This is a genomic window from Streptomyces sp. NPDC090021 (genome assembly GCF_044748225.1).
In the GTDB taxonomy this organism is placed as follows: Bacteria; Actinomycetota; Actinomycetes; order Streptomycetales; family Streptomycetaceae; genus Streptomyces.
Genome location: NZ_JBIVFO010000065.1, coordinates 1 through 21022 on the forward strand (window position 1 = coordinate 1; position 21022 = coordinate 21022).

General features: G+C 72.0%; 18 protein-coding genes. 13 read left to right on the top strand and 5 right to left on the bottom strand.

The features are described from left to right. Positions 1-387: 387 nt before the first annotated feature. Both serA and ACIPXC_RS33125 read left to right on the top strand, forming a co-directional pair. The gene (gene serA / locus ACIPXC_RS33120) at positions 388-1977 is read left to right on the top strand and encodes a phosphoglycerate dehydrogenase (RefSeq protein WP_401625676.1); all 1590 of its coding nucleotides are present in this window, start codon (positions 388-390) and stop codon (positions 1975-1977) included. Between the two features lie 312 nt (positions 1978-2289). Beyond that, entirely contained in the window at positions 2290-2868 is a 579-nt protein-coding gene (locus ACIPXC_RS33125) for a TetR/AcrR family transcriptional regulator (RefSeq protein ID WP_401625679.1), read from the top strand. Positions 2869-3597: 729 nt separating this feature from the next. Here ACIPXC_RS33125 and ACIPXC_RS33130 read toward each other — a convergent pair. Next, entirely contained in the window at positions 3598-4989 is a 1392-nt protein-coding gene (locus ACIPXC_RS33130) for a PucR family transcriptional regulator (protein WP_401625682.1), read from the bottom strand. Between the two features lie 158 nt (positions 4990-5147). Between ACIPXC_RS33130 and ACIPXC_RS33135 the strand changes: the two genes are divergently transcribed. Further along, positions 5148-6074, top strand: coding sequence for a proline dehydrogenase family protein (locus ACIPXC_RS33135; RefSeq protein ID WP_030958462.1), 927 nt, complete (start codon positions 5148-5150; stop codon positions 6072-6074). A gap of 32 nt (positions 6075-6106) precedes the next feature. Then, positions 6107-7738 (top strand): L-glutamate gamma-semialdehyde dehydrogenase, encoded by a 1632-nt coding sequence (gene pruA / locus ACIPXC_RS33140; RefSeq protein WP_401625684.1) that lies wholly within the window; start codon positions 6107-6109, stop codon positions 7736-7738. 84 nt (positions 7739-7822) lie between these two features. Here the strand turns inward: pruA and ACIPXC_RS33145 are convergent, their stop codons facing one another. Beyond that, positions 7823-8524, bottom strand: a complete 702-nt coding sequence (locus tag ACIPXC_RS33145; protein WP_401625687.1) for a nitroreductase family protein — start codon at positions 8522-8524, stop codon at positions 7823-7825. Between the two features lie 126 nt (positions 8525-8650). Between ACIPXC_RS33145 and ACIPXC_RS33150 the strand changes: the two genes are divergently transcribed. Together ACIPXC_RS33150 and ACIPXC_RS33155 are read left to right on the top strand one after the other, a co-directional pair. Then, complete coding sequence (locus tag ACIPXC_RS33150; protein ID WP_401625690.1) at positions 8651-9169, top strand: SMI1/KNR4 family protein; 519 nt, start codon at positions 8651-8653, stop codon at positions 9167-9169. Next, on the top strand, positions 9169-9705 hold the full coding sequence (locus ACIPXC_RS33155; protein ID WP_401625693.1) for a GNAT family N-acetyltransferase: 537 nt from the start codon (positions 9169-9171) through the stop codon (positions 9703-9705). Before ACIPXC_RS33150 ends, ACIPXC_RS33155 begins: the two co-directional genes overlap by 1 nt. Before the next feature lie 25 nt (positions 9706-9730). Here the strand turns inward: ACIPXC_RS33155 and ACIPXC_RS33160 are convergent, their stop codons facing one another. Next, positions 9731-11761: a phosphocholine-specific phospholipase C gene (locus ACIPXC_RS33160; protein WP_401625696.1), complete on the bottom strand. Its 2031-nt coding sequence runs from the start codon at positions 11759-11761 to the stop codon at positions 9731-9733. Between the two features lie 119 nt (positions 11762-11880). Then, positions 11881-12894, bottom strand: a complete 1014-nt coding sequence (locus ACIPXC_RS33165; protein ID WP_401625699.1) for an NADP-dependent oxidoreductase — start codon at positions 12892-12894, stop codon at positions 11881-11883. 84 nt (positions 12895-12978) lie between these two features. Between ACIPXC_RS33165 and ACIPXC_RS33170 the strand changes: the two genes are divergently transcribed. From ACIPXC_RS33170 to ACIPXC_RS33185, 4 genes are all read left to right on the top strand, one after another. Continuing rightward, positions 12979-13878, top strand: coding sequence for a LysR family transcriptional regulator (locus ACIPXC_RS33170; RefSeq protein WP_401625734.1), 900 nt, complete (start codon positions 12979-12981; stop codon positions 13876-13878). A gap of 261 nt (positions 13879-14139) precedes the next feature. Then, positions 14140-14268, top strand: coding sequence for a hypothetical protein (locus ACIPXC_RS33175; protein WP_257856696.1), 129 nt, complete (start codon positions 14140-14142; stop codon positions 14266-14268). A 92-nt stretch (positions 14269-14360) separates the two neighbouring features. Then, positions 14361-15401 (top strand): 3-isopropylmalate dehydrogenase, encoded by a 1041-nt coding sequence (locus ACIPXC_RS33180; protein WP_401625704.1) that lies wholly within the window; start codon positions 14361-14363, stop codon positions 15399-15401. A gap of 226 nt (positions 15402-15627) precedes the next feature. Further along, a complete protein-coding gene (locus tag ACIPXC_RS33185; RefSeq protein ID WP_401625707.1) occupies positions 15628-16713 on the top strand; it encodes a branched-chain amino acid aminotransferase in 1086 nt (361 codons plus the stop codon). 88 nt (positions 16714-16801) lie between these two features. Here ACIPXC_RS33185 and ACIPXC_RS33190 read toward each other — a convergent pair whose 3' ends face one another. Next, positions 16802-18229: a cytosine permease gene (locus tag ACIPXC_RS33190; RefSeq protein ID WP_401625710.1), complete on the bottom strand. Its 1428-nt coding sequence runs from the start codon at positions 18227-18229 to the stop codon at positions 16802-16804. A gap of 156 nt (positions 18230-18385) precedes the next feature. Between ACIPXC_RS33190 and ureA the strand changes: the two genes are divergently transcribed. From ureA to ACIPXC_RS33205, 3 genes are read left to right on the top strand one after another with little or no spacing between them, the layout of a single operon-like run. Beyond that, entirely contained in the window at positions 18386-19102 is a 717-nt protein-coding gene (gene ureA, locus ACIPXC_RS33195; protein WP_401625713.1) for an urease subunit gamma, read from the top strand. A gap of 29 nt (positions 19103-19131) precedes the next feature. Beyond that, positions 19132-20181, top strand: coding sequence for an agmatine/peptidylarginine deiminase (locus ACIPXC_RS33200; protein ID WP_401625716.1), 1050 nt, complete (start codon positions 19132-19134; stop codon positions 20179-20181). 31 nt (positions 20182-20212) lie between these two features. After that, positions 20213-20833, top strand: coding sequence for a TetR/AcrR family transcriptional regulator (locus ACIPXC_RS33205; protein ID WP_401625719.1), 621 nt, complete (start codon positions 20213-20215; stop codon positions 20831-20833). Positions 20834-21022: the final 189 nt, after the last annotated feature.

The following is a 21022-nucleotide window of genomic DNA, read 5'->3' on the forward strand; positions in this document are numbered from 1 at the left end:
TACTGGGCGCCCCTGGTGGAGACCCCCGCAATGAAGGTGCGAACGCTGATGAGCGGGGTCCACCACGACGGGCGCCCCGCGGGGGGGGGGGGGGCGGGCCCCCCCCCGCCCCGCCCCCGCCGCACATCACCGGGCCGGGCGGCCCCGACCGCACCGGTGGCCGGAGCGCCGGGACCGGGCCCCTCGCGGGTGTGGCTTGTCCACCCCGGCCAACCACGGAAGAGTGATCCTTCCGTACAGGCGGAAAACCGGTCCGCCCGCGCCACTACACTGCTCAACACATACGCGTCAGGCCCACAGTGTCGTGCGTCTTCCACGCGGCTACCCCCTCCACCGCCTGCGGCCGTCGGGACGGCCGTCCGCACTGGACTTGTGAGGATGACCCACGTGAGCTCGAAACCTGTCGTACTCATCGCCGAAGAGCTGTCGCCCGCCACGGTGGACGCGCTCGGTCCGGACTTCGAGATCCGGCACGTCAACGGAGCCGACCGCGCGGAGCTGCTGCCCGCGATCGCCGACGTCGACGCGATCCTCGTCCGCTCCGCGACGAAGGTCGACGCCGAGGCCATCGCCGCGGCGAAGAAGCTGAAGGTCGTCGCCCGCGCCGGCGTCGGTCTGGACAACGTCGACGTCTCCGCCGCCACCAAGGCCGGTGTGATGGTCGTCAACGCCCCGACCTCGAACATCGTGACCGCGGCCGAGCTCGCCTGCGGCCTGCTGGTCGCCACCGCCCGCAACATCCCGCAGGCCAACACCGCCCTGAAGAACGGCGAGTGGAAGCGCAACAAGTACACGGGCGTCGAGCTCAGCGAGAAGACCCTGGGTGTCGTCGGCCTCGGCCGCATCGGCGTCCTCGTCGCACAGCGCATGTCGGCCTTCGGCATGAAGATCGTCGCGTACGACCCCTACGTGCAGCCCGCGCGCGCCGCCCAGATGGGCGTCAAGATGCTGACGCTGGACGAGCTCCTCGAGGTCGCCGACTTCATCACGGTGCACCTGCCCAAGACCCCCGAGACCATCGGTCTCATCGGGGACGAGGCCCTGCGCAAGGTCAAGCCGTCCGTCCGCATCGTCAACGCCGCGCGCGGCGGCATCGTGGACGAGGCCGCCCTGTACTCGGCCATCAAGGAGGGCCGCGTCGCCGGCGCCGGCCTCGACGTGTACGCGAAGGAGCCCTGCACGGACTCCCCGCTCTTCGAGCTCGACCAGGTTGTCTGCACCCCGCACCTCGGCGCGTCCACGGACGAGGCCCAGGAGAAGGCCGGGGTCTCGGTCGCCAAGTCGGTGCGCCTCGCCCTCGCCGGTGAGCTCGTACCGGACGCGGTCAACGTCCAGGGCGGCGTCATCGCCGAGGACGTCCGGCCGGGCCTGCCGCTCGCCGAGAAGCTCGGCCGCATCTTCACCGCCCTCGCGGGCGAGGTCGCGGTCCGCCTCGACGTGGAGGTCTGCGGCGAGATCACCCAGCACGACGTCAAGGTGCTCGAACTCTCCGCGCTCAAGGGTGTCTTCGAGGACGTCGTCGACGAGACGGTCTCCTACGTCAACGCCCCGCTGTTCGCGCAGGAGCGCGGCGTCGAGGTGCGCCTGACCACCAGCTCGGAGTCCCCGGACCACCGCAACGTGGTGACCGTGCGCGGCACCCTGTCCGACGGGCAGGAGGTCTCGGTCTCCGGCACGCTCGCGGGCCCGAAGCACCTGCAGAAGATCGTGGGCATCGGCGAGTACGACGTGGACCTGGCGCTCGCCGACTACATGGTCGTCCTGCGCTACACCGACCGTCCCGGCGTGGTCGGCACCGTCGGCCGTGTCCTCGGCGAGGGAGGCCTGAACATCGCGGGCATGCAGGTGGCCCGTGCGGAGGAGCACGGCGAGGCCCTCGCGGTCCTCACCGTCGACGCGGAGGTGCCGGCGAACGTCCTCGCGGACATCGCCGCCGAGATCGGCGCCGCCTCCGCGCGCACCGTCAGCCTGGCCTGACGCCGCCACGGCAGTGACATGCGGAAGGGCCCGGGGGAGACCCCGGGCCCTTCCGCGTTCCGCAGGACGCGCCGCGCCGCGCCGTTCCACGGCGTGGCGTGGCGTACCGGTCGGTTGTACGCCGCCTCGTGCTCCCGCGCCGCGGCGGCCGGGAGCCGGGTCCGTTTCGCGGCGGCCGGCGAGTCGCGCTGTGGCGGCGGGCTTCGTCATGCCGAGGAACATACGCACGCATGGATCGCTCGTATATGACGCTCGTATGGAACGGTTGTGTGGGACTGCCGTCTAGGACAGTTGTCTTGCTACGGTGAGGCCATGGGACACCGCGAGGATCTGCTCGAAGGCGCCAAGAAGTGCCTGGTGGAGAAGGGGTTCGTACGCACCACCGCGCGCGACATCGTCAGCGCGTCAGGGACCAACCTGGCCTCCATCGGCTACCACTACGGGTCGAAGGACGCCCTGCTCACCCAGGCCTTCATCGGGCTGATGGAGGAGTGGGGGGCGGTCTTCCAGGACGGCCTGGCCGGTGAGGGCGGCTCGCTGGAACGCTTCCGGGCCCTCTGGGAAGGAGTCCTCGGGCAGCACGAGCAGTCCGCGCCCGTCTGGGCGGCGAGCCTGGAGGTGGCGCTCGGCCGGGACCAGCGGCCGGAGCTGCGGGCCATGCTCGCGGCCTCGCAGGCCGAGGGGCGCCGCGGGCTGATCTCCATGCTCACCGGCACCCCGGAGGATGAACTCGACGAGCGGGACGTACGCACCCTGGGTTCCTTCTACCAGGCGCTGCTCAACGGTCTGATGGTCCAGTGGCTCTTCGACCCGGAGTCGGCCGCCACGGCCGAGGAGTTCACCGAGGGCATGCGCCGGGCCGCCGAGGCGGTGACCCGGCCGCGGGAGTAGCCCGCAGGGCGTCTCGCGCAGCGGGCCGGCGTCGCGCAGGACCGGCAGCAGCCGGCGGACGAGCGGACGAAGGGGCGGGCGCCCGGCCCTCCACGAGGAGGGCCGACCGCCTGCCCCCGTCGGATGCCCCGCCGCCCGACAGGACCAGCGGCCCCCGAGCGTCCGGTTGCCCACCAGGCCGAGGTCGAGGTCGTGGCGACGGCCGGTGCGGGTGACGTCCTCCCGGGAGCAGTCGACGACGTGGTCGACACCGCGTGAGCGCGTCAGCTCCGTGTCCCTGGTGCCGCACACGCCGGTCACCTCCGCGCCGAACGCCGTGGCGAGCTGAACGGCCAAGGTCCCCAACCCGCCTGACGCACCGTTCACCAGCACCCGCTGCCCCGGCCGCACGCGCCCATGAGCGCGGTGTTCCCCGCCGACGGGACCCCGGCCGCCTGCTCGAACGTAGGGTTCGCCGGCTTCGGCGCCCCCGCCGGCCGGACGGGGGCCGCCCCGCATGAGCTGCCGGTCGCGGGCGTTGACCGAGGCCGCGCGGACCCGTACGAGCACCTCCCGGTCGCCGACCGCAGGACGCCCGACCTTCCGGAACTCCAGCAGGGGACCTCCATGGCCGCGCCGGCCGGAGCGGAGGGCTCCGCGGGAGGGGCGGCCGACGCCGTCCGCGACGCTGCGAGACCGACGGCCGCCGGGACATCGGAAAACGGCCCCGGGCGGTCCCGGACATGACCCTCAGACCAGGCGGGAGGCCTTCAGAGCCATGTGCAGCAGCAGGCGGTCCTCGCCCGCGTCGAGGTCGAGTCCGGTCAGCTGCTCCACCCGGCCGAGGCGGTAGTAGAGGGTCTGGCGGTGGATGCCCAGGGCGGCGGCGGCGCGGCCCGCCTGGCCGGCGCAGTCCAGGAAGACCTCGGCGGTACGGGCGAGTTCGCGGTGGGCGGGGGCGAGCAGGGGCCGGGCCGCCGGATCGTCCACCGGGTCGGCGCCCAGGCCCGCCAGCAGCCGGTACGGCCCGATCCGCGACCACTGGGCGACGGGGCCGAGCCGGGGCTCGGCGACCGCCGCGCGGGCCGCGGCGACGGCCTGCTCCCAGGCGGCGGGCAGGTCGGCGAGCCCGCGGACGGGGTCGCCGACTCCCGCGGTCATCCGGTGCGGGTCGGCCGGGGAGGCGCCCGCGGGGGCCCCGGCCGTCCCGGGTGCGGCCGTCCCTGGCCCGGTTGTCGCGGGCCGGGCCGATACGGCGCCGGTCGGTCCGCCGGCCCCTGCCGCTTGCGCGGAGGCTCCGGCCGACGTCCTTGCCGGGGCCCGTTTCCGCGGCCCGGCGCCGCCCGCGCCCACCGCGGCCGCCGCCGGTTCCGGCGCGCGCGGCAGCAGGCGCGCCACCGCCGTCAGCGCCGGCGCCAGCGCGTCCGCCGAGCGCAGCCGCAGCAGTACGGCCAGGGCCAGGCCCCCCGCCCCGCCGGCGCCGGGCGCGTCGCCCGGCTCGCCCGTCCCGCCGCCCCGCCGGGGTACGACGCACACCGCCGCGGCACCCGGCACCGACGCCGGGGCCTCGCCGGGCCACGGCGCCACGCAGACCGCCGCGTGCAGGCCGTCCCCGGCCGGGCCGAGGGCGGCCCGTAGCGCGGCCACCGCCATGTCCTGCTGCCACCCCCGCCCCGCCGTGAGGACCGCCTGGAACTCCCGCGAAAGGTCCGCCCCCGCCTTCGCCTCTTCGGCGAGCAGCACCCCGATCCGCTGGGCCACCTCCATGGCCGCGGACAGCGCCGCGGGGTCGGGGCCGGGCGTGCCGGGCTCCTGGTCGAGCAGCCACACGTACCCCTGCACGATGCCTCGGTACCGCACGGGCAGGCAGATCCGGCCGCGGAACACCCCCGCGTCGGGCGCCGCCGGGATGCGGACGGGGCCGGTGGCGCGGGCGATGCCGAAGCCCTCGAACCAGGACCGCACGGCCGCCGTCGACTGCCGGGTCAGGATCGAGCGGGTGCGCACCGGGTCCATGGCGAGGTCGTCGTCGCTGTCGTGGGCACCGAAGGCGATGAGGCGGAAGTCCCGGTTCTCCAGGGTCGCCGGGGCGCCGAGCAGCGCCGAGATCTCGTCCACCAGGTCCTGGTAATCGCCCTTCACCCGGACATTCTCCCACCCCCGGCCCCGCTCTTCAGACAGGTGTATGAGATCGCGGACACGGATGCGTGACAGCTGTCGATGGCAGAGGATCGAAGCGATCCTTAGGTTTCACGGTGGTTTTACTTGAGCTTTTCTTCTGCCACCCGCTGGAGGTGCCCGTGCTGGGTCCCGTGATCCTCGCCGCTTCGCGCAGCGACAAGATGCGCCGTATCGTCTCTGCCGCCCCGGTGACCAAGCCCGTGGTGAACCGGTTCATCCCCGGCGAGACGGTCGATCAGGTCATTCCGATCGTCGAGGACCTCACGCGGGCCGGCCTTGAGGTCACCCTGGACGTCGTCGGTGAGGACATCACCGAGGTGGAGCAGTCCTACGCCGCCCGCGACGCCTACCTCCAGCTGATCGAGCGCCTCGCGGAGCTCGGCCTCGGCGAGAAGGCCGAGATGTCCGTGAAGCTGTCCATGTTCGGCCAGGCGCTGGAGGGCGGCCACGAGCTGGCACTCGCCAACGTCCGCCCGGTCGTCGAGGCGGCCGCGGCCATCGGCACCACCGTGACGCTGGACGCCGAGGACCACACCACCCTCGACTCGATGTTCGCCATCCACGAGGAACTGCGGAAGGACTTCCCGCAGACCGGCTGCGTGATCCAGGCCTACCTCTTCCGCACCGAGGCCGACGCCCGCCGCCTGGCCGCCAACGGCAGCCGCGTGCGGATCGTCAAGGGCGCCTACAAGGAGCCCGCCGAGGTCGCGTACCTGGACAAGGCGGAGATCGACAAGGCCTACGTCCGCATCCTGAAGATCCTCATGGACGGCGAGGGCTACCCGATGATCGGGTCCCACGACCCGCGCCTCATCGCCATCGGCCAGGAGCTCGCCCGCAAGGCCGGGCGCAAGCTGGACGAGTACGAATTCCAGATGCTGTACGGCATCCGCAGCGAGGAGCACCTCCGGCTCGCCGCCGAGGGCCACCGGATGCGCGTCTACACCGCGTACGGGACGGACTGGTACGGCTACTTCATGCGCCGCCTCGCGGAGAAGCCGGCCAACCTGCTCTTCTTCGTCCGCTCGATGATCACCAAGAACTAGCCAAGAACCAGGTCTAAGGAGTTATCAGCCCCATGGATGCTGTGACCCAGGTCCCCGCGCCGGTCAACGAGCCGGTCCACTCGTACGCCCCCGGGACCCCGGAGCGCGCGCGTCTCGAGGCGCAGCTGAAGCTGCTGTCCGAGAACCCGATCGACCTTCCGATGACGATCAACGGCGTCAAGCGGATGGGCGGCGGCGAGCGATTCGACGTGGTCCAGCCGCACGACCACAAGTCGGTGCTCGGCACCTACGCCAACGCCACCCAGGCCGACGCGCAGGAGGCCGTCGACGCCGCCCTGGCCGCCGCCCCGGCCTGGCGCGCGATGTCCTTCGACGACCGCGCCGCGATCATCCTGCGCGCCGCCGAGCTGCTGTCCGGCCCGTGGCGCGAGAAGCTCGCCGCCTCCACCATGCTCGGCCAGTCGAAGACCGCCCAGCAGGCCGAGATCGACACCCCGTGCGAGCTCGTCGACTTCTGGCGCTTCAACGTCCACTTCGCCCGCCAGATCCTGGCCGAGCAGCCGGTCGCCAACTCCGCCGGCGTGTGGAACCGCAGCGACCACCGCCCGCTCGAAGGCTTCGTCTACGCGATCACGCCGTTCAACTTCACGGCCATCGCCGGCAACCTGCCGACCGCTCCCGCCCTGATGGGCAACGTGGTCCTGTGGAAGCCGTCCCCGACGCAGACCCACTCCGCGGTCCTCCTCATGGAGCTCCTGGAGGAGGCCGGCCTGCCCAAGGGCGTCATCAACCTGGTGACGGGCGACGGCATCGCCGTGTCCGAGGTGGCCCTGAACCACCCGGAGCTCGCCGGCATCCACTTCACCGGCTCGACCAGGACCTTCCAGTACCTGTGGAAGACGGTCGGCAGCAACATCGAGAAGTACAAGTCCTACCCGCGCCTGGTCGGCGAGACCGGCGGCAAGGACTTCGTCGTCGCGCACCCGTCCGCGGACCGCGCGATCCTGAAGACCGCCCTGACCCGCGGCTCCTTCGAGTTCCAGGGCCAGAAGTGCTCGGCGTCCTCGCGCGCCTACGTTCCGGCCTCCATCTGGAACGACGGCTTCAAGGAGGCCTTCGCGGCCGAGGTCGACGGCATCACCATGGGCCCGGTCACCGACCTGTCCAACTTCATCGGCGCCGTCATCGACGAGCGGTCCTTCGCGAAGAACAAGGCCGCGATCGACCGCGCCAAGGCCGACCCGACCTGCGAGATCGTCGCCGGTGGCACCTACGACGACTCCGAGGGCTACTTCGTACGCCCGACGGTCATCGTCTGCACCGACCCGGAGAACGAGGTCTTCACGACCGAGTACTTCGGCCCGATCCTCGCGATTCACGTCTACGAGGACGAGAACTACGACGCCATGCTCGCGCAGATGGAGTCCGTCTCGGCGTACGCCCTGACCGGCTCGGTCATCGCCGCGGACCGCTACGCGGCGGCGCACACGATGGAGAAGCTCCGCTTCGCGGCGGGCAACTTCTACATCAACGACAAGTCCACCGGCGCCGTCGTCGGCCAGCAGCCCTTCGGCGGCGGCCGCGCCTCCGGCACCAACGACAAGGCCGGCGCCGCGTCGAACCTGCTCCGCTGGACCTCGACCCGCTCCATCAAGGAGACCCTGGTCCCGCCGACCGAGTACGGCTACCCCCACATGGGCTGATCTCCGGCCCCCGCTGAACCCCGCCCCCGCTCCGGTACCCCCAAGTCCGGAGCGGGGGCGGTTTCCATTTCACCGCCGGGACCGTCACACCTCGACCATGACCTGGTCGAGGGACTTGCGGACCAGGTCCGGGACCTCGCAGTCGTCCGCCGGATAGCCGACCGGGATGACCGCGAAGGCCTTCTCGTTCGCCGGCCGGTCCAGGACGTGTCCCAGGAACCGCATCGGGCTCGGGGTGTGGATCAGGGCGGCGAGACCGCTCAGGTGCAGGGCGGACAGGAGCATGCCGACCGCGATGCCGACCGACTCGTCCACGTAGTAGTGCTTGCGCTTCGTACCGTCGGGGCCGAGCCAGTACCGCTGCTGGAACACCACGATCAGCGCGGGCGCGTCCGTCAGATGGGTCTTCACGGCGTCCGTGCCGAGCGGGCGCAGGGCCGCCAGCCATTCGTCACCGAGGCGGCCGTCGTAGGAGAGCTCCTCCTCCTGTTCCGCGGCGGCGCGGATCCGGCCGCGCACGGCCGGGTCCTTGACCAGGACGAAGGTCCACGGCTGCTGGTGCGCCCCGGACGGCGCGGTCGCCGCGCACGCGATGGCGTCGCGCACGACCTGCTCGGGCACCGGGTCGGTGGAGAAGTGGCGCACGGTCCGCCGCTCGTCCATCCGGGCCCGCAACTCGGCGGCCCGGGCCAGGGACGTGTGCTGCGGCATCCGCTCGGGCCGGTAGGCGGTGGGACGGTACGGCTGGCCGTGGGTGGGGGACCACTGCTGGGTATCGGGCGACATGGGGTGAGTCTGCCGCCGTATTGGTCCAGACCGCTAGAGCCGCGTCGGCCGATGGCGGCCGGTGTGCGGCCCTCGGCGTCCGCAATCCGGTGCCGGGCGCGGGCGCGTCCTTGCTACGTTCGCGGGATGAGCGACTGGGACGCGCGGGCCGTACGGGCGCGGCTGCGCGCGAAGACCTTCCGCCACGAGCTGAGGCCGCCGCTGCCGGAGGCGGAGGTCCGGGCCTTCGAGGCGGAGCACGGCATCCGGCTGCCTGAGGAGTACCGGACGTTCGTCACGACGGTCGGCGACGGCCCGGCGGGCCCCCGGCGCGGGCTGATGCCGCTGATCACCCCGCGCCCCGAGGCCGACGACGACTGGGCGGTGGACGACGAGTGGCGCGATGACCGCCGCCCGGGCCGGCTGGCCGCACCCTGCCCGATCCGCGCGCCCCGTCCGTTCGACGAGAACCGCCGGTTCGACGAGGCCGAGGGGCTGACTCTGGGCACGCTCATGCTGGCCGAGGAGGGCTGCGGCATCTTCGTGAGGCTGATCCTGGGCGGGCCGCTGGCCGGTCAGGTCTGGCACGTGGACCAGGTGTTCGGCTGCCATGCGCCCGAGAGCCCGGACTTCCGCACCTGGTACACCGACTGGCTGGAGCAGTGATGGACACACGGACCGCGCACACCTCGCAACTGTCCGCCGGTGAGCTCGGCGCGATCCGGACGCTGCTCGACGACGCCTTCGAGGGAGACTTCGCCGACGAGGACTTCGAGCACGCGCTCGGCGGGATGCACGTCCTGATCGGTGTGGACGGCCGGCTCGCCGCCCACGGCAGCGTCGTGCAGCGGCGGGTCGTGCACCGCGGGCACGCCCTGCGCACGGGATACGTCGAGGCCGTGGCCGTACGGGCCGACCTGCGCCGGCGCGGTCTCGGCGGGCGGGTCATGGCCGGGCTGGAGCAGGTCGTGGCCCGGGCCTACGTGCTGGGAGCGCTGTCGGCGTCGGAGGAGGGGGCCGGGCTCTACCTGGCCCGAGGCTGGTCGGTGTGGCCGGGCGAGGTGGGCGCGCTCTCGCCGGACGGGCCGGTACGGCTGCCCGAGGAGGAGGGCTCCACCTACGTGTGGGCGCCGCCCGGCGGAGCCCGGCCGGACCCCGCCGCGCGGCTCGACTTCGACTGGCGCGACGGGGACGTCCTCTAGCGGGGCCTACGCCGGGAAGGAGGGCCTACGACCCCGTGACGCTCGCCGAGCCCGTTTCGATGTGGCCCGTGTAACGGCGCGACCAGGTGCCGTCGGAGCCGGCCAGGATCGTGAAGTCGTACCAGCCCTTGTGGTACGCCACCGCGTTGAAGAAGTCCTCGCGGGAGGAGTTCGCCGGGACGGTGTAGGTCCACGGGCCGTCCGAACGGTAGGCGTTGGAGCGGATGGTGAAGGTGACGGGGGAGGCGGAGGAGTTCGTCATCCTGAACCAGATCGCCGTCCTGCCCGTGCCGGACTCCACGGCGAAGCGCGCCGCCACCTCGATCGCCCGGCCCGCCTTCGTCGTGTCGCCGATGAAGCGCCGCAGGAAGCGGTTCGGCCCGTACATCGAGATGTCGTACTTGCCGGAGCCGTGGCCGAGCCCGATGTGGAAGTAGTCGGTGGCCGTGGCGCCCGGGTCCACCGTGTACTGCCAGGCCGCCGTGTCCCGGTGCTGGTGCGGATGGATCGAGAAGTGCGCCGGGCGCTGGGCCAGGGCGCCCTGGTTGCTCATCGAGAACCAGGCCGTGATCTGACCGGCCGCTCCGAACTCGAAGCGGTCCAGGTTGCCGTTGACCTGGTACGGGAGGGCGCGCGCCGGGCGAGTGCCGGGCTCCTGCGCCGGGAGGGCGTTGTCCTGCGGCACCGGATTGGGCAGCGGGGCGCAGGTCGCCTGGCCGATCACCCTCGCGGTCGACGGGAGGCCCGCGGGGACCCCGTACACCGGTCGCGTGAAGTCGAAGACACCGGTCAGGTCGCCCACCACCCTGCGGCGCCAGGCGCTGATGTTCGGGCAGGCGGCGGGGGTGCCGAGGGCGGCCGACCAGGTCTCCATGAAGCGGAGCACCGAGGTGTGGTCGAAGACCTCCGAGCTGACCCAGCCGCCGCGCGTCCAGGGGGACATGACCAGCATCGGGACGCGGAAGCCGAGCCCGATCGGGATGCCGTCGAGGTACTCGCCGGGGGTGCCGGGCGGGGCGACCGGCGGCGGCACGTGGTCGAAGAAGCCGTCGTTCTCGTCGTAGTTGAGGAACAGGACGGTGGAGTCGAAGACCTCGGGGTTCGCGGCGAGGGCGCGGTAGACCAGGTCGACGAAGTGCGCGCCGTCGCCGGGCGGTGCGTAGGGGTGTTCCGAGAAGGCCTCGTTCGCGACGACCCAGGACACCTGGGGCAGGGTGCCCGCGACGACGTCGGCGCGGATCGCGGCCGCGATGTCGTCCGGGGTGGAGCCGGTGACCCTGGGGACCGATCCCATGCCCCGGTCCCACAGCGGGTTGCCGGGGGCGGCGTCGGTGAAGTTCTTGAAGTAGGCCAGGCCGTTGTCGCCGTAGTTGTCCTGGGCGTTCTGGTAGACCTTCCAGGTCATACCGGCGCGCTGGAGGGTTTCCGCGTACGTCTCCCAGGTGAGCCCCGACTCCTCGCCGCCGTCCTTGCTGGCCGCGTCGATCTTCCCGCTCCACAGGAAGGTGCGGTTCGGGCCGGTGGCACTGAGGGCGGAGCAGAAGTAGGCGTCGCAGATCGTGTAGTGGTCGGCGAGGGCGTAGTGGAAGGGGAGGTCGCCGCGGTCCAGGTGGCCGAGGGTGCGGGTGCTGCCCACGCCCAGCACCCAGTTGTCCATCCGGCCCTTGTTCCACGCCGCGTGCTGCGAGGTCCAGCTGTGCGGGAGGTCGCCGCTGCACTGGGCGAGGGTCGCGCCGTCCGCGCCGCCCGCCGGCGGGGTGGCCGAGAGTTTCCACGGGTACTGCCGGGCACCCCAGTTGGGCTGGTTGAAGGTGCCCCAGCCGCCCGGGATGTTGCCGGCGGCGCGGTCGCCGAAGCCGCGCACGCCCTTCAGCCTGCCGAAGTAGTGGTCGAAGCCGCGGTTCTCCTGCATCAGGACCACCACGTGCCGCACGTCGGTGATGGTGCCGCTCGCGGCGGCCGCGGCCGCCGACGAGGGCGCCGCGACGGGCAGCGCCGCACCCGCCATCAGCCCTGCGCCGATGCCCACGAAACCTCTGCGGCTGATCGGTGTCACTGGTCGCTCGCCTCCCACTGTGGTGCCCCGGTGGCACATCGACGGCAAGGGTGGCGGGGGCGGCCGTAAAGGTCTACATCCGTGCGGCAAGAGTTCGGTGAACTTCGGGTCGGCCGCGATCAGCCGCCGACCCGTACGAGCATCTTGCCCACGTTCTCCCCGCGGAGCATGCCCCGGAAGGCGTCCACGGTGTGCTCGAAGCCCTGCACGACGGTGGTGTCGGTGCCGATCCGGCCGCTGCGCAGATGAGGGACGAGGAAGTCCTCCAGCTCGTCCTGCAGATTGGTGTGATGGCGGACCAATACGCCTTCCATGCGCAGCGACTTGTGGACGACCTCGAAGAGGTTGCGGGGTGCGGCGGGGGAGCGGTCGCCGTTGTAGGTCGAGACGGCGCCGACCCAGGCGATCCGCCCGAACTCGCGCAGCGCGCCGATCGCGCCCTCCAGGTGCTCGCCGCCCACGTTGTCCACGTAGACGTCGATGCCCTCGGGGGCGACCTCGGCGAGCTGCTCGCCTACCGGGGCGTCGCGGTAGTCGAAAGCCGCGTCAAAACCCAGGACGTCCGTGAGGTGGCGGACCTTCGCCGCCGAGCCCGCGCTGCCGATGACCCGCCGGGCGCCCAGCAGCCGGGCGATGTGTCCGGTGGCGGTGCCGACCCCGCCCGCGGCGGCGGAGACGAACAGGTCCTCGCCCGCGCGCAGCGCCGCCGTCCGGGTCAGTGCGGCGTATGCCGTCAGGCCGGTGCCGCCGAGGATCGAGAGGTACGCCTCCAGCGGGACGCCCGTGTGGTCGCGCAGTCGGCGTGTTCCCGCCTCGCCGAGGGTGACGAGGGCGTGCGTGCGCCAGCCCTCGCGGTGGAAGACCAGGTCGCCCTCGCGCAGCCCGGGGTCGCGGGAGGCGATCACCCGGCCCAGCGAGCGGCCCTCCAGCGGGGTGTTCAGCTCGAAGCCGCCCTCCCCGCCGTCCATCAGGCCGCGGTGGTACGGGTCCACGGAGAGCAGCAGATTCTCCACCAGGGCGGTGCCGGGCCGAGGCTCGGGGACCGGGGAGGTGACGTACGCGAAGTCGGAGGCGGCGGGGAAGCCCGTCGGGCGGGCGATCTGGTGGACGGCGTGAGCGGTGTTCGTGGTCATGGCCATGACGCTAGGAAGGAATCCGGCGGCCGGGCAGGGGGTTGGGTTCATGGAAGTCACGCATCCATGAACAGCACTCATACGATGAGGTGGGCCCCTGTGTCCGAACTCCTCCCGCAGGAACTGCGGATCCTGGTCGCCGTCGCGGAAGCCGGCGCGTTCTCCGCCGCAGCCGCGGCACTCGGCGTCACCCAGTCGGCCGTGTCCCACTCGGTGCGCGGCAGTGAGGCCAAGCTCGGCGCCGTGCTCTTCGAGCGGGGGCGGTCCGGGGCGTCGCCCACCCCGGCGGGGGAGCGGGCGGTCGGCCACGCCCGCCGCATCCTGCGGTCGTACGAGGTCATGGGCGCGGAGGTGCGCGGCGCGGCCCGGGAGGGGGGCCGCGAGGCACTCGGGGGCGTCCTGCGGATCGTGGCGTTCCGCAGCGCCGCCCTGCATCTGCTGCCCCCGGCTCTGGAGCGGCTTGTCGCCCGGCACCCCGGCATCCGACCCGAGGTCCGCGTGGTGCGCGAGATCGGCGCGGGAGCGGCCGGGGAAGTGGCGGCGGGCCGCGCCGACCTGGGCATCGCCACGCTGGGCGGCGCCCGGGAGGAGGCGCCTGCCGGTCTGCTGAGCGGAGTGCTCGCGCAGGAGGCGTACCACCTGGTGCACCCGGCCGGGCATCCGGACCCGAGGTCGCTGCCGCTCATGGACTGGGACGAGAACTGCGGCTCCTACACCCGCGCATGGTGGCGGGCCCAGGACTGGATCCCGCGGGCCACGGTCACGGCGGAGGACGACGCGATGGTACTGACCATGGTCGGCCGCGGGCTCGGGATGGCGATCATGCCCGAGCTGTCGCTGAGGGACGCGACCGAGGCGGTGGAGATCACCGGTCTGGGCCCGCAGGGGCCCGTGAGACAGGTGGGATACGTCACTACGTCGGAATCCGCCGCAACCCTCGCCGTCAGGGCCCTGATCAGGGAGCTTCGCTCGGTGGGAGGCTGAATCGGAGCTTCGGAAGCAGGCTTTTCGAGGGGATTCGCGTCTCAGATAGTAGGAAGTCCGAGTAATTGCCGAGACATACAGCGGGACCTGGCCTAGCTTTGTAGAAGCCGAACGTCTCGCCGATCGGGCGAATGGCGGTCGAGAGCGCGTGCCCCTGGCAGGCAACCCCTGCGGCGCGCTGCTCCCCGCCCCTTCCGGCGCCTTGAAGGAACCCCTCATCCGTGGCCCCGCCACGCCCGTGATCTCAAGGAGTCGATCACCATGACCGCAACCACCGCCACCCGCCGCGTCCGCCACGCCTCCGCCTCGGCCGACGAACGCAAGAACGCCGCCGCGGCCCTGCAGCGCGCCCTCGACCGCCGTGACAACGGCGGCTCGACCGGCCACTGACCAGCCCCCGGGGCGACGCCCGCCCGGGACATTTCGCGTCCACATCGTGGACGTGAAATGTCTGAAGGCTGGACACGGAGTACGGTTTCGCCATGTCGACCAGCATCAATCTCGCAGTGATCCCCGGTGATGGCATCGGCCAGGAAGTCGTGGCTCAGGGACTCAAGGTCCTTACCGCGGTCCTGCCCCAGGATGTGAAGTTGGAGACCAGGCAATACGACCTCGGCGCCCAGCGCTGGCACCGCACCGGTGAGACCCTCCCGGACGCGGAACTCGAAGCCCTCAAGCACCACGACGCGATCCTGCTGGGCGCCATCGGTGACCCCTCGGTCCCGTCCGGCGTGCTGGAGCGCGGCCTGCTGCTCAAGCTGCGCTTCGCCTTCGACCACTTCATCAACCTGCGGCCGTCGAAGCTGTTCCCCAACACCGCCACCCCGCTGGCGGGCCGCCCGGACATCGACTTCGTCGTGGTCCGCGAGGGCACCGAGGGCCCGTACACCGGCAACGGCGGCAGCCTGCGCACCGGTACCCCCGCCGAGGTGGCCACCGAGGTCAGCGTCAACACCGCGTACGGCGTCGAGCGCGTCGTCCGTGACGCGTACGAGCGGGCCAATGCCCGCCCCCGCAAGAAGCTGACGCTGGTCCACAAGAACAACGTCCTCGTGTACGCGGGCCACATGTGGAAGAACATCTTCGACAAGGTCGGCCAGGAGTACCCCGAGGTCACCACGGACTACCTGCACGTCGACGCGGCGACGATCTTCTTCGTCACCCAGCCGGAGCGCTTCGACGTCATCGTCACGGACAACCTCTTCGGTGACATCCTCACCGACCTGGCCGCGGCCGTCACGGGCGGAATCGGCCTGGCCGCCTCCGGGAACATCAACCCGACGGGCGCCTTCCCGTCCATGTTCGAGCCCGTCCACGGCTCGGCCCCGGACATCGCCGGCACCGGCAAGGCCGACCCGACCGCGACGATCCTCTCCGTCGCCCTCCTGCTGCGCCACCTGGGCTACGAGGCCGAGGCCGTCCGCATCGAGGACGCGGTCTCCGCCGACCTCGCCGAGCGTGACGGCGCCTTCCGCTCCACCGACGCGATCGGCGACGCCCTCGCCGCGCGAGTAGCCGGCTGACCCGGCCGCTCCGCCCCAGGAAGCCGCCGGGTCACAATGGGACCTGGCGGCTTTTCCTGTGCGGCCCCGGGTGCCACCATCTCCCCTGGGCCGCAATCCCCCGCTTCTCCGAAGCCTGCCCGCGCGCGATAATCGAACGCGAGGCCGCGGAATACGGGGAAGCTCGGACGTCCTAGTACGCCGTGAGCGCGGTCCGCCATACACAACCGGTGAAGGACAAGCACTCATGACGACGCCCACGATCGAGCTCAAGCCCTCCTCGAACCCGCTGTCCGACGCGGAGCGCGAGGCGATCCTGGCCAGCCCCGGCTTCGGCCGCCACTTCACCGACCACATGGTGACGATCAAGTGGACCGAGGGCCGTGGCTGGCACGACGCCGAACTGGTCCCGTACGCGCCGCTCTCGATCGACCCGGCGAACATGACCCTGCACTACGCGCAGACGATCTTCGAGGGGCTCAAGGCCTACCGTCAGCCCGACGGCACCGTCGCCACCTTCCGCCCCGAGGCCAACGCGGCACGCTTCCAGGCCTCGGCCCGCCGCATGGCGATGCCCGAGCTGCCGGTCGAGCTGTTCATCGAGGCCTGCGACGCCCTGATCAAGCAGGACCGCGCCTGGGTCCCGGACTCCGGCGAGGCCTCCCTCTACCTGCGGCCCTTCATGTTCGCCTCCGAGGTCGGCCTCGGTGTCCGCCCGGCCAACGAGTTCCTCTTCATCGTCATCGCCTCGCCGGCCGGCGCGTACTTCCCCGGCGGGGTCAAGCCCGTCTCCGTCTGGCTCTCCGAGGACTACGTCCGCGCGGTCAAGGGCGGCACCGGCGCGGCCAAGACCGGCGGCAACTATGCGGCCTCCCTGGTCGCGCAGGCCCAGGCCGCCTCCCAGGGCTGCGACCAGGTGGTCTGGCTCGACGCCGTCGAGCACCGCTGGATCGAGGAGATGGGCGGGATGAACCTGTACTTCGTGTACGGCGACCGCATCGTCACCCCCGAGCTGACCGGCTCGCTGCTCCCCGGCATCACCCGCGACTCCCTCCTCACGATCGCGCGCGACCTGGGCTACACCGCCGAGGAGGGCCGCCTGACCACCGAGGACTGGCAGCGCGACAACGCCAACGGCACCCTCACCGAGGTGTTCGCCTGCGGCACCGCCGCCGTCATCACCCCGGTCGGCTCGGTCAAGTCCGAGCGTGCCCAGTGGACCCAGGGCGACGGTGAGCCGGGCGAGGTCACCATGCGTCTGCGCAAGGCGCTGCTGGAGCTCCAGACCGGCCACGCCGCCGACACCCACGGCTGGATGCACCCCCTGGGCTAACCCCCTGGGGTAGCCGCCGCCTGCGTACGGGAGCGGGCCCGCACTTTCCGGATCTCCGGGGTGCGGGCCCGCTCGCGTACGGGGGACCTCAGGCGTTCGCGGGCTCCTCGGCGAGGGCGGCGGCCGGGGCCCGGGCGGAAGCGCGGCGGAAGGTGAGCGCGGTGTGCACGAGGCCGCCGGTGAGGCCGGACAGGACGAAGGAACAGTCCACGCCGCCGGTGAGGGCAAGCAGCGGACCCTCGTAGAACGGGGTGGTCACGGCGAGCAGGCCGACGGCCGCGCCGATCGCCCAGGAGGCGGTGGCCGCGATGTTCCAGCCGGATCGGTACCAGTAGGCCCCGCCCACCGAACGGCGGTTGAAGACCTGGAGCGCGTCGGCGTCGTAGACCCCGCGGCAGCGGACGTGGCCGATCAGGGTGATCACGGCCCACGGGGTGCCGATCGCGGTCAGCACCAGCACGAACGAGGTCATCGCGGACTGCACGTCCCACTCGAAGGACCCGACGAACACGAAGGCGGTCGCGACGGCTGCGGCGATCACGGTGGCGGTGGTGCGGGTGGCCCGGGGGACGATCGCGTCGAGGTCCAGGCCCATGGAGTAGAGCATCAGCCCGGCGTTGCCGACCGAGCCGGCCGCGGCCGCCACCAGCAGCGGGAGCAGGTACCACAGCGGCGCGGCCTCGACCAGCGCACCGGCGTAGTCCAGGCCCGCCCGGGCGGCCAGCGCGGTGAAGGTGCCGAAGAGCTGCGGGATCAGCAGGCCGATCAGCAGGCCGAAGGCGGTGGCCCACAGGACCTTGCGCGAGGTGTGCCGGCGCGGGGAGACGTAGCGCGTGTAGTCGCCCAGCAGGGTGATGAAGGCGACGGGTCCGCTGAGCCCCGCGGCGACGGCGGCCAGCAGCCACGTCGGCCAGAAGGAGCCGAGCAGGTACGGGGTCTCGGGCGGCGCGGCGGTGGTGAAGTCCGGGGCGTAGGCGACGAAGCCGGCCGCCAGCAGCAGCACCATGGCGATGGACAGCACCTTGCTCATGCGCAGCAGCAGCCGGTAGCCGAAGACGGCCGCGACGACGGTGCACACGGCGAGCAGGCCGTACATGACGGCCCGCGAGAGGCCGGTGTCCGGGAGCCCGGTGAGCCGCGCGAGGGTGCCGACCATCACGTCGCCGCCGATCCACAGCGTGAGCGCGGTGTAGCCGAGCGAGAGCAGCAGCCCCACCACCGATCCCACGAGCCGGCCGCGCACACCGAACTGCGCGCCGCTGGAGGTGGAGAGGTTGGTCGCGGTGCGCAGGGAGACGAGAGCCAGCGGCGCGGTGAAGGCGATGCCGACGAGGGTGCCGGTCACGATGGCCGTGACCGAGGGCCACAGGCCCAGTCCGAAGGACGGGGGCAGCCAGCCGAAGACGATCACACCGAGGCACAGGTTGGAGCCGAGGAGGATCGAGATCAGGTCACGGGGACCGCTGGTCCGCTCCTCCTCGGGGATGGTGTCGACTCCGCGCTGTTCGATGGGCATAGGGGACTCCCTTGGCAGGGCGGGGGGTGGTTGCGCTTCTCTTTGAGCGACACTCAATGTGACTCAGGCCCTGTGTTCAGGTCAATGATTCCCAGCCATGAAATGAAGAGTTAGAGTGATGCTCTAACTCTTCGACTCAAGAGGTGGTGGATCGGCGTGCGGCTGACCCCTACGGAGCGCGACCGGCTGCTGCTCCGCAGCGCCGCGGAACTGGCCAGGGCCCGGCGGGCCCGCGGCCTGAAGCTCAACGTCCCGGAAGCCACCGCGCTGATCGCGGACACGGTCTGCGAGGCGGCACGCGACGGCAGACGGCTCGCCGAGGCCATCGAGGAGGCCCGCAGCGTGCTGGGCCCCGACGACGTCCTGCCGGGCGTCGCGGACGTGGTCACCGAGGTGCACGTGGAAGCCGTCTTCGACGACGGGTCCCGCCTCGCCGTGGTCCCGTCCCCCGTCCGGGGCGCGGTGACGCTCGGCGACGACGCCCCGGGCGCCGTCGTCCCCGGCCCCGGCGTGCCCCGGCCGGAGCCGGCCGTGCACCTGCGCGTGCGCAACACCGCCGCCGTACCCGTCAGCGTGACCTCGCACTTCCACTTCTTCGAGGCGAACCCGCGCCTGGACTTCGACCGCGCCGCCGCCTACGGCATGCGGCTGTGTGCGTCGGCGGGCTCCTCCGTACGGTTCGACATGCCGACCCGCCGACGCCGGGTCGCCGTCCGTGACACCCGCGGCATCGGACCCGCCGACCTGATCCTCAACTCCCGGGTGGGCGCGGTCGACGTGGACGCGCGCAGCGGACTCGTCTCCCTCGACGGGGAACCCCTGCGCTCCGAAGCCGCCGCATCGGTCTCCCTCAACCGCCTGTACTTCCTGTAAGCCAGCACAGCCGTAAGGACCTGCCTGCCATGACCGCCAAGCCCGTGCACAACGGATTCCGGATGCCCGCCGAGTGGACGCCCCACGAGCGCACCTGGATGGCCTGGCCCAGCCCGAACCCGACCTTCACCACCGAGCAGGAGCTCGCCGAGGCCCGCGAGGCCTGGGGGGCCGTCGCCCGCGCGGTGCGCGCGTACGAACCCGTGACCCTCGTGGTCTCCCCGGGCGACGCCGACAACGCCCGGGCGATCGCCGGCGCCGGCGACGGCCACCCGCTCGATGTCGTCGAGCGCCCGCTCGACGACGCCTGGATGCGCGACATCGGCCCGACCTTCGTCACCGACGACGCCGGCGAGCTGGCCGCCGTCGACTGGACCTTCAACGGCTGGGGCGCCCAGGAGTGGGCCCGCTGGGAGCACGACTCGAAGATCGCCCGGCAGGTCTCGGACGTGCTGGGCACCCGCACGTTCAGCACCCCGCTGGTCAACGAGGGCGGCGCGATCCACGTGGACGGCGAGGGCACCGTCCTGCTCACCGACACCGTCCAGCTGGGCAAGGGCCGCAACCCCGACTGGACCCGCGAGCAGGTCGAGGCCGAGATCCACGCCCACCTCGGCACCACCAGGGCGATCTGGCTGCCGTACGGCCTGGCCGGTGACTACGGCACCTACGGCACGCAGGGCCACGTCGACATCGTCGCGGCCTTCGCCCGTCCCGGTGTGGTCATGGTCCACACCCAGCCCGACCCCTCCCACCCGGACCACGAACGCTGCAGGACCATCGCGGCGATCCTGCGCGCGTCCACCGACGCCGCCGGCCGGAGGCTGGAGGTCGTGGAGATCCCCGCGCCGACCGTGCTGGAGGAGGACGGCGAGTGGGTGGACTACTCGTACATCAACCACTACCTGTGCAACGAAGGCGTCGTGCTGTGCTCCTTCGACGACCCCCGCGACGAGGAGGCGGCCGAGATCTTCCGCGGGCTGTTCCCTGATCGGACCGTGACCCTCGTCGACGCACGTACGATTTTCGCCGGGGGTGGCGGTATCCACTGCATCACCCAGCAGCAGCCGAAGGTCTGACCTACGGCGGACCTCATCGAAGGAGCGGCGCATGGCGGCGGGTGGAGTACCGGTACGGGCGGCGCGCAAGAACGCGCCCCCGCGCGAGGACGTACTCGTCGCCGCCATGGCCACGATCGCCGAGCGCGGCCTGGACGGCCTGACCATGGCCGGCCTGGGCCGCGAGGTCGGCATGAGCAGCGGCCACCTTCTCTACTACTTCCGCAGCAAGGACGAACTCCTGCTCCAGACCCTGGAGTGGAGCGAGGCCGAACTGGGCGGTGCGCGTCGCGCCCTGCTCGCCCGCCGAGGCCCGGTGGCCGAGCGGCTGCAGGCGTACGTGGACCTGTACGTGCCCACCCGGGCCCGCGACCCGCACTGGACGCTGTGGCTGGAGGTGTGGAACCGGTCCCAGAACGCGGGCCCCCAGGAACGCGACCGGCAGGCGGCCATCGAGGGCGCCTGGCACCGCGACCTGGTGGCGCTGCTCGCCGAGGGCATCTCGCGCGGGGAGTTCCGCGCGGTGGACGCCGAACGCGTGGCGACCCGCGTCCGGGCCCTCCTCGACGGCTTCAGCATCCAGCTGGCGGTGGGCCTCCCGACACTCGACCGGCCGGCCATCCTGGCCCACGTCCGCGAGTTCCTCGACGACACCCTGTCCGTGCGGCCGTAGGCGTTCCGCCACGGACGGGCACTGCCCGCATCGTGAGATGCCCGTCCATCCGCGGCGAGGGGTGTGGCAGACTGCGAGCGTGCCTGCTCAGCTCATGATTATCGCCAGCAGCGCGCCGGTCCCCAGTGGCCGCTGAACCGTGGAAGAACTTCGCGGAAGCGGCCACCGTGCCTCGGACCCGCGTGCAGA

What these genes read in the sequence shown, in the direction of transcription:
- ACIPXC_RS33145 (WP_401625687.1), bottom strand. Translation starts at nt 8,524, where the DNA reads ATGTCGCCCGATACCCAGCAGTGGTCCCCCACCCACGGCCAGCCGTAC.
- ACIPXC_RS33165 (WP_401625699.1), bottom strand. Translation starts at nt 12,894, where the DNA reads ATGACCACGAACACCGCTCACGCCGTCCACCAGATCGCCCGCCCGACG.
- ACIPXC_RS33125 (WP_401625679.1), top strand. Translation starts at nt 2,290, where the DNA reads ATGGGACACCGCGAGGATCTGCTCGAAGGCGCCAAGAAGTGCCTGGTG.
- ACIPXC_RS33170 (WP_401625734.1), top strand. Translation starts at nt 12,979, where the DNA reads ATGAGGTGGGCCCCTGTGTCCGAACTCCTCCCGCAGGAACTGCGGATC.
- ACIPXC_RS33180 (WP_401625704.1), top strand. Translation starts at nt 14,361, where the DNA reads ATGTCGACCAGCATCAATCTCGCAGTGATCCCCGGTGATGGCATCGGC.
- ACIPXC_RS33175 (WP_257856696.1), top strand. Translation starts at nt 14,140, where the DNA reads ATGACCGCAACCACCGCCACCCGCCGCGTCCGCCACGCCTCCGCCTCG.
- pruA (WP_401625684.1), top strand. Translation starts at nt 6,107, where the DNA reads ATGGATGCTGTGACCCAGGTCCCCGCGCCGGTCAACGAGCCGGTCCAC.
- ACIPXC_RS33205 (WP_401625719.1), top strand. Translation starts at nt 20,213, where the DNA reads ATGGCGGCGGGTGGAGTACCGGTACGGGCGGCGCGCAAGAACGCGCCC.
- ACIPXC_RS33155 (WP_401625693.1), top strand. Translation starts at nt 9,169, where the DNA reads ATGGACACACGGACCGCGCACACCTCGCAACTGTCCGCCGGTGAGCTC.
- ACIPXC_RS33150 (WP_401625690.1), top strand. Translation starts at nt 8,651, where the DNA reads ATGAGCGACTGGGACGCGCGGGCCGTACGGGCGCGGCTGCGCGCGAAG.
- ACIPXC_RS33190 (WP_401625710.1), bottom strand. Translation starts at nt 18,229, where the DNA reads ATGCCCATCGAACAGCGCGGAGTCGACACCATCCCCGAGGAGGAGCGG.
- ACIPXC_RS33185 (WP_401625707.1), top strand. Translation starts at nt 15,628, where the DNA reads ATGACGACGCCCACGATCGAGCTCAAGCCCTCCTCGAACCCGCTGTCC.
- ACIPXC_RS33200 (WP_401625716.1), top strand. Translation starts at nt 19,132, where the DNA reads ATGACCGCCAAGCCCGTGCACAACGGATTCCGGATGCCCGCCGAGTGG.